The sequence below is a fragment of the Pedomonas sp. genome (assembly GCF_036515995.1).
Taxonomy (GTDB): domain Bacteria; phylum Pseudomonadota; class Alphaproteobacteria; order Sphingomonadales; family Sphingomonadaceae; genus Pedomonas.
On sequence record NZ_DATBUP010000251.1, the window covers coordinates 1 to 8,291 of the forward strand.

Annotated in this window: 5 protein-coding genes; 4 read left to right on the forward strand and 1 reads right to left on the reverse strand. The window is 65.4% G+C overall.

Annotated features, from left to right (window positions below; all coding sequences use genetic code 11):
* The first annotated feature begins 230 nt into the window (after positions 1-230).
* Complete coding sequence (locus VIG90_RS17765) at positions 231-1,310, forward strand: carbohydrate porin (protein WP_331594859.1); 1,080 nt, start codon at positions 231-233, stop codon at positions 1,308-1,310.
* Between the two features lie 18 nt (positions 1,311-1,328).
* Here VIG90_RS17765 and VIG90_RS17770 read toward each other — a convergent pair whose 3' ends face one another.
* Positions 1,329-3,104: a class I poly(R)-hydroxyalkanoic acid synthase gene (locus VIG90_RS17770; protein WP_331594860.1), complete on the reverse strand. Its 1,776-nt coding sequence runs from the start codon at positions 3,102-3,104 to the stop codon at positions 1,329-1,331.
* 164 nt (positions 3,105-3,268) lie between these two features.
* Between VIG90_RS17770 and VIG90_RS17775 the strand changes: the two genes are divergently transcribed.
* From VIG90_RS17775 to glpX, 3 genes are all read left to right on the forward strand, one after another.
* Positions 3,269-4,483 (forward strand): LL-diaminopimelate aminotransferase, encoded by a 1,215-nt coding sequence (locus VIG90_RS17775; RefSeq protein ID WP_331594863.1) that lies wholly within the window; start codon positions 3,269-3,271, stop codon positions 4,481-4,483.
* A 260-nt stretch (positions 4,484-4,743) separates the two neighbouring features.
* Positions 4,744-6,039, forward strand: a complete 1,296-nt coding sequence (locus VIG90_RS17780; RefSeq protein WP_331594861.1) for a homoserine dehydrogenase — start codon at positions 4,744-4,746, stop codon at positions 6,037-6,039.
* A 19-nt stretch (positions 6,040-6,058) separates the two neighbouring features.
* Positions 6,059-7,036 carry a class II fructose-bisphosphatase gene (glpX, locus tag VIG90_RS17785; protein ID WP_331594862.1) on the forward strand — a complete coding sequence of 326 codons (978 nt, stop codon included), beginning with the start codon at positions 6,059-6,061 and terminating at the stop codon, positions 7,034-7,036.
* Positions 7,037-8,291: the final 1,255 nt, after the last annotated feature.

Sequence of the window (8,291 nt, forward strand, 5' to 3'; positions counted from 1 at the left end):
ACCTTCCAGGCCATCATCATCTGGCGCGACGAGCTCGTCGAGGGCCGGGTGCTCCTGCGCGACATCATCGATCTCGAAGCCACCTATGCGGGCCCGGACGGCAAGGGCGCCCCAAACCCACGATTGCCGGTGAACAGGAGCGCACGCGGCTCAAGGATCGGGGGGTCGACCTCTCCCTCAGCTATGGGTCGGAGACTGCGTGGAACGCGCGCGGCGGCGAGCGGGAGCGCGTGCGCGAGACCGGCCAGTTCACCTTCGGCGCGACGCTGGACATGGAGACGCTGGCAGGCATCGAAGGCGGCACGTTTCAGGGCACCGTAACCTACCGGCGCGGCTATGACCTCGGCGAGAAGGCGGGGCTTGGCGTGCTCCAGCAGGTGCAGGAGGTGTTCGGGCGCGGCCAGACCTGGCGGCTCACCCAGTTCTGGTATCAGCAGGAATTTGAAGGCAGCGGCATTGACCTGAAGTTCGGCCGCCTGACGATGGGCGAGGACTTCGCCGCCTTCTCCTGCGAGTTCATGAACCTCACCTTCTGCGGCTCCCAGCCCGGAAACATCGTGGGCGATTACTGGTTCAACTGGCCGGTCAGCCAGTGGGCCGCGCGGCTGCGGGTGGAGGCAGAGAACGATCTCTACGCGCAGGCGGGCGTGTTCGAGGTGAACCCGAAGAATCTGGAAAACGATTTCACCATCGGCCACTTCAAGGGCGCGACCGGCGTCCTGCTGCCGCTGGAGGTGGGCTGGACGCCCGCGCTCGGCGCCAACCGCCTGCCGGGCACTTACAAGGTGGGCGGCTGGTACAACACGGCGGACGGGGACGACGTGTTCCTCGATGTCAACCGTGAGCCCCAGCCGGTCACCGGCGCGCCGCCGCTGAGCCGGTCCGGGCGCTACGGCGGCTATGTCATGGTGCAGCAGCAGGTCACCGGGCGGGCGGAGGAAGCCCGCACCATCTCGGGCCTGACCCTGTTTCTCAACCTCACGCAGGCGGACCGGAAGACCTCCCGCATCGACAATCAGGTGAGCGCGGGCCTGTTCTACACCGGCCTGCTGCAGGCGCGCCCGGAGGATGTGATCGGCTTCGCGGTGGGCCGCACCAACGTCAACGCCCGCGCCGAGCGGGATTTTCCCGGCCCACGCCAGCAGGCGGAGAAGCCCGGCGCGGAGTATGCGGCCGAACTGTACTACGGCTTTCATGTGGCCGAGTGGCTGATCCTACAGCCCAACGTGCAGTACATCGTCAATCCGGGCGGGTTCGACCACAACAAGGACATCGTCGTCTTCGGCCTCAAGGCCAACCTGGTCCTCTGATCCCGGCTGTGATCGTTGCTAGCGCACCTTCACGTAGCGCCCCGGTGCGTCCTCGATCGGCGGGAAATCCGGGTGCTCCCCGGGCGTGCGCGCGGGCACCTGTTCGCCTGCCAGCGGCCCCAGCCAGTCCAGCCAGTCCGGCCACCACGAACCCTGCCGCTGTTCGGTGGCGGCGGCGAATTCCTCCAGCGTCGGCGGCACGGGCGCGCCCGCGCGGTAGCCGTACTTGTTGGCCGAAGGCGGGTTGACCACGCCCGCGATATGCCCTGATCCGGCCAGCACGAAGCGCATCGGGCCGGTGAAGCTCCGGGTCAGCTTGTAAACGGAATTGGGCGGTGCGATGTGATCGTCCCGCCCGGCCTGAATATAGGTCGGCACCTTCACCCGCCGCAAATCGATGGCCGTGCCTGCAATCTCCAGCGCATCCGGCCGGGCCAGCCGGTTCTCCAGATACATGCCCTTCAGATATTCGCGCAGCATGGCGTGGGGCAGGCGGGTCGAGTCCGAGTTCCAGTAGAGCAGGTCGAACGGCGGCGGCTCCCGGCCCAGCAGGTAGTTGTTCACCACGTAAGACCAGATGAGATCGTTCGCCCGCAGCAGGTTGAAGGTGGCCGCCATGTACCGGGAGTCGAGATAGCCCTTCTCGGCGCACAGCAGGTCGAGCATCCCCATCTGGGCCTCGTCGATGAGGATGCGCAGCTCGCCCGCGTCCGCGAAATCCACCTGCGTCGTGAAGAAGGTGGCGGAGGAGACGAGGTCGCCGCGCCCCATCGCCTCGAGCCACGCCAGCGTCGGGGCGAGCAGCGAGCCCGCCACGCAGTAGCCGATGGCATGGACGGACGGCGCGTCGCATATGCTGCGCGCCGTCTCCATCGCGCGAATGAGCCCGTCCTGCATGTAGTCGGCAAGGCCGGTGTCGCGGTGCTCGCTGCCGGGATTGACCCACGACATCACGAACACGGTGAAGCCCTGGCTGACGCACCAGCACACGAAGGATTTCTCCGGCGTCAGGTCGAGGATGTAATATTTGTTGATCCACGGCGGCGCGATCACGATGGGCACCGCGTGCACCGTCTCCGTCGTCGGCGCGTACTGGATCAGCTGGAACAGGTGGTTCTCGAACACCACCTTGCCGGGCGTCGTCGCCACATTCTGCCCGACCGTGAACGCGTCCTCGCTCGTCAGGCTGATGTAGCCCTTCTCCATGTCCGCCAGCAGGTTCTGCAAGCCGCGCAGCAGGTTCTCGCCCTGCTCCTCGAGCGTCGTCTTCAGCACCTGCGGATTGGTGAGGGGGATGTTGGCCGGAGAGAGCGCATCCACCAGCTGCCGGGTGAAGAAGCGGGCCTTCTCGCGCTCGTGCGGCTCGAGGCCCTCCACGCTCTCAACGGCGGCCAGCCAGTGCTCGCTCGCGATCAGGTAACTCCGGCGGGCCAGATCGAACACCAGATGAGACTGCCACTCCGGCGCGGCGAAGCGGCGGTCCTGCCTGCCGGGGGCGGGCTGGCCAGCCTGCTTGGGCGAGGCCGCCTGCGTCCACAGCTCCATCAGGTCGCTCGCCATCGCCGCTTGCCGGTCCGCCAGCCTTTGCGGGTCGGCGGTCAGCCCGGCCATCACCTTCGCGCTCAGCGGCATCAGGCCGAACGGGTCGGGCGGCAGCGGCCGACTCGTCGTGCTCTGGCGCACCCAGAACTCCAGCAGGTGCTGCTGGGCGCGGCCCATCAGCCGAGTCCAGTGTTGGAATCTTTCGTAAGTCTCGGTGGAAGCCGGACGATATGATGCCGTTTGGTCGCCCATCCTAATTTTCTTGCGTATCCCAGCAAAAACCGGGGGTCTTCGACACCATTGGCTATCGCCTTCGAATCCGCCTCGCCTTATAAGGCCAAGAGGCGGTCCCAGCCTAGCCTACTGGCAGGCCCAAGGGGAAGCCGATACACCGTTACATAAAGGTTCGACCAATGATCGATGAGGAATTCTACCGCGTTAAGCGCCTGCCGCCCTATGTGTTCGCTGAAGTGAACGCAATGAAGGCAGCCGCCCGAGCGCGCGGGGAAGACATCATCGACCTTGGCATGGGCAATCCGGACATGCCGCCCCCGGCGCACATCGTCGAGAAGCTGGCGGAAGTCGCCCGCAAGCCGGATGCGCACGGCTATTCGGCCTCCAAGGGCATTAAGGGTCTGCGCAAGGCGCAGGCGGCCTATTACCAGCGCCGGTTCAACGTCGAGCTGGACCCGGAAACCGAAGTCGTCGTCACCCTCGGCTCGAAGGAGGGCCTCGCCAACCTTGCGCAGGCGATCACCGCGCCGGGCGACGTGATCCTGACCCCGAACCCCAGCTATCCCATCCACGCCTTCGGCTTCATCATCGCCGGTGCCGCGCTGCGCCACGTTCCGGCCAAGCCGGGGCCGGAGTTCATGAAGAGCCTTGAGAACGCGGTGCGCTACAGCGTGCCCAAGCCGACGGCCATCGTAATGGGCTACCCGTCCAACCCGACCGCCGAGGTGGTGGACCTGGATTTCTACGCGCAGGTCGTGGACTTCTGCCGCAAGCACGAGATCTGGGTGCTGTCCGACCTCGCCTATTCGGAAATCTACTTCGACGGCAATCCGCCGCCGTCCATTCTGGAAGTGCCGGGCGCGAAGGACATCGCGGTCGAGTTCACCTCCATGTCCAAGACCTACAACATGGCGGGCTGGCGCGTGGGCTTCGCCGTCGGCAACAAGAAGCTGATCGGCGCGCTGACCCGCGTGAAGTCCTACCTTGACTACGGCGCGTTCACGCCGGTTCAGGCAGCGGCCGTTGCCGCGCTGAACGGCCCGCAGGATTGCATCGAGCAGGCCCGCCAGCTCTACAAGCACCGCCGCGACGTGCTGGTGGAGAGCTTTGCCCGCGCCGGGTGGGACGTGCCGCCGCCGCCGGCCTCCATGTTCGCATGGGTCCCGGTGCCGCCTGCGTTCCGCGAGCTGGGCGCGCTGGAGTTCTCCAAGCAGCTCCTGTCCAACGCGCAGGTTGCCGTCGCGCCGGGCGTCGGCTTCGGCGAGCTGGGCGAGGGCTATGTGCGAATCGCCATGGTGGAGAACGAGCACCGCATCCGCCAGGCCGCCCGCAACATTCGCCGCTGGTTCCAGGCCGAAGGGCTGAACGTGCCCTCTGCCAAGGCGGCCGCGGAGTAATAAAATCAGGCGTTTGGAGCGGCCTTGCGGGAACGCGGGGCCGCTTCAAGCGTAGCTGTAGGGTGACCGGGCATGTCCCGGCCATACGCGTTTGCAATCAATCGGGCCGGGTTTTACCCGGCCGTGCTCTTTCAAGCGGCGGAGACGTGCTCGGCTCGGGAAGGCTGGAGTCGGGGTGTTACAACCTCCGGCAAGCGCACAGGCCCTAGCCAAAGCGTTCCGCACCCGCTAGGACCGTCGCGATCAAGAGTGGGATAAGAATGTCTGACAAGCCTTTACGTGTTGGCTTGGCAGGGCTGGGCACCGTTGGTGCCGGCTTGGTCAAGCTTCTCGCCGACAACGCCGAACTGGTAAGCCGCCGGGCGAACCGCCCGATCGTGATTACCGCCGTGTCGGCGCGGGACCGCACCCGTGACCGGGGCGTGGATCTCTCCGGTTTCGGCTGGGAGGACAATGCGGTCGATCTGGCCGCGCGCGACGACGTGGATACGGTTGTCGAGCTCATCGGCGGCGCGGACGGTCCGGCACTGGCGCTGGCCAGGTCGGCGCTGGGCGCCGGCAAGGGCTTCGTCACCGCCAACAAGGCCATGCTCGCCCATCACGGCATGGAGCTGGCCGCGCTTGCGGAAAGCACCAACGCGCCCCTCAAGTTCGAGGCGGCGGTGGCCGGCGGCATCCCGGTTATCAAGGGCATGCGCGATGGCCTGTCCGGCAACCGGGTTCAGGCCGTCTACGGTATTCTGAACGGCACCTGCAACTTCATCCTCACGGCCATGGAGCGGGACGGCAAGCCGTTCGCGGACGTGCTGAAAGAGGCGCAGGCGCTGGGCTACGCCGAGGCCGATCCCACCTTCGACATCGACGGCATCGACGCGGCTCACAAGCTCTCGATCCTCTCGTCGCTGGCCTTCGGCACGAAGATCAATTTCAAGGGCGTCTCCACCTGCGGCATCCGCAGCGTCGCGCCCGCCGACATCGACTACGCCAGCGTGCTCGGCTACCGCATCCGCCTCATCGGCATGGCCCGTCAGGAAGACGGCGGCCTGTTCCAGCGCGTTCACCCGTGCCTGGTGCCGGTCAACCACCCGCTGGCGCATGTGACGGATTCGCTGAACGCCGTGGTGGCGGAGGGCAACTACGTCGGCCGCCTGCTGTTCCAAGGCCGGGGCGCGGGCGAGGGGCCGACCGCCTCCGCCGTTGCCGCTGACCTCGTGGACGTGGCGCGCGGCGAGTTCGGCCCGGCCTTCGCCATGCCGGCGGGCAGCCTGTCGGACGTTCCGGCGGCAGACCCCGCCAGCCACGTCGGCCGCTATTACATCCGCCTGACCGTGGTGGACCGCCCGGGCGTTCTCGCCGAGTTGACCGCCATTCTGCGCGATCTTTCCGTTTCGGTGGAAAGCCTCATCCAGCGCGGCGGCGCGCCGGATGGCGCGGTGTACTTCGTGCTGACCACGCACGCAGGCCCGCAGCAGGCCGTCACCGAAGCACTGGCCCGGATCTCGGCGCTCGACAGCGTCACGACCGAGCCGGTGATGATGCACATTCTTGATTTTTAATGGTCAAAAGAGGCCTTCAATGACTCAGACTCCTAGCCAGATCCTCGACCGCGTTTGGGTGCTGGAAATGGTGCGCGTCACCGAGGCGGCAGCCATTGCAGCCGCCAAGCTGGTGGGCCGCGGCAATGAAAAGGAAGCCGATTCCGCCGCCGTGGAAGCCATGCGCGACGCCCTGAACAAGCTGCCGTTCAACGGCACCGTCGTGATCGGTGAAGGCGAGCGCGACGAAGCGCCGATGCTCTACATCGGCGAGAAGGTCGGCGCGGGCGAAGGTCCGGACATCGACATCGCGCTCGATCCGCTGGAAGGCACCACCCTGACCGCCAAGGCCTCCCCGAACGCGCTGGCCGTTCTGGCCATTGCCGAGAAGGGCAACCTGCTGAACGCGCCGGACGTCTACATGGACAAGCTGGCCATTGGCCCGGGCTATGAGGAAGGTCTCGTCGATCTGGACTTCGGTCCGGCCGAGAACGTGCGCCGCTTCGCCGCCGCCAAGGGCGTGAAGCCGGAAGAAGTGATGGTCTGCGTGCTGGACCGTCCGCGTCACGAAGCCCTGATCCGCGAGCTGCGCGAAGTCGGCTGCGGCATCAAGCTCATCCCGGACGGCGACGTTGCCGGCGTGATGGCCGTGTCCGACCCGGACGAGACCAACGTCGACATGTACATGGGCTCGGGCGGCGCGCCGGAAGGCGTGCTGGCAGCCGCTGCCCTGCGCTGCATCGGCGGCCAGATCCAGGGCCGTCTCATCTTCCGCAATGAAGACGAGAAGGAACGCGCCCGCCGCGTCGGCATCACCGACTTCAACCGCAAGTACAGCCTGACCGAGCTGGCCGCCGGCGACGTGATCTTTGCCGCTACCGGCGTGACCGACGGCGCGCTGCTGGAAGGCGTGAAGCGCAAGCCGGGCGGCTGGTTCACCACGGAATCGCTGGTGATGCGCGCCTCCTCCGGCACCGTGCGCTACGTCTACGGCGAACACCGCCGCAAGGCGCTGTAAGCAGCGAAGTACCGCAAGGTTGGAATAGGGCCGGGGGTTTCTCCGGCCCTTTTCTTTTGGGCGCAGGATCCGGTGCATGCAGGCTTTTCCCGCCCTCCGCGATGCGCGTTCCCGAGACTGTGGCGCGATCTTGTCCACAAAGGTGCGGGGGAAAGGGTTCCTATGAAAAAAGCCCGGACGCTGGCACGCCCGGGCTTTTGGTGGTGATCCACATCGAAGCATTATCTGCCCGACCGAAATACCAATAGTAGCCCGTTGGCGCAAATCCCCCCATGGTCGAATAACTGGAACGCCGCCACTGGCGGAGCGCCCCATGGTTTGGCGGGCTGCATTCCCGGCCTGACTCGCCTTTATTTAAGTTATTGTAATTATTGATATTAATAGAGATGTTCTTGCAGGCTGTCTGTTATGAATCCCCCTGACGGTCAGCGCCGTAGCACTCCCGCTGCGCTGCAATCCGACTGTCAAAGGGGGTGAGTCTCATAAAATATGAAACAATTGCCTCATTAATCATCGGCGTTCCGACGCTGATGATTGCCTTCGCGATGCTTGTGCTCAAGATCGTGGAGGTGTCGCGTTCAAAATAGCGCGCGGCATGGGTCCGGGGATGGCACCTCCGGGCCCATAACGAAAAAAGCCCGGGCCTTGGCACTGCCCGGGCTTTTGGTGGTGAGTCATATGAAACGTAGCCTCGAAACCGTAGATACCATAGCTGCCCCCTCCCGCAAATCCCCTCATGGTCGAACGTCCAAGGCAAAGCCATTGGCGGAACGCCCTTCCGCATGAGATAGGCATCAACCAATCAATAGCAGGAATATGCTTGACATCACCTAGGTAATTGCCTGTCGTCTCCTTGTCGACAGTGAGTCGGTGGCATAAGAGTACACGATGGCAGCGACGCCATGGCGGAAGCACCGCGATGAGCCTGCTCGTCAGAGCAGCAGGTGCTCACCCGCCGGGGACGGAGCGTTCTTTCCTGACCCGCATGAGGCGTTATCTGGGGCTTCTTCCGTGCGATGTTGCGGCTGGAGGAAGGAAGGCGTCGCAGTGATCATCGCAGGCTGCATGAGGGCGCAATCGCCCGAACGTAGCACCGCGCCCGCCCACCGCTTTTAGCACAGGGCGGCCGGACGTGGTGACAAGGCCGGTCAAGCCGTCAGGGTAGGGGTTGTAGAGGTTCCCCGCCGGGGGGACGAGGGTCGTCTAGCGTTCAGTGTGCAAAAGCGTTCCGGCTCGCGCCGTCCCGCGCGGGCAG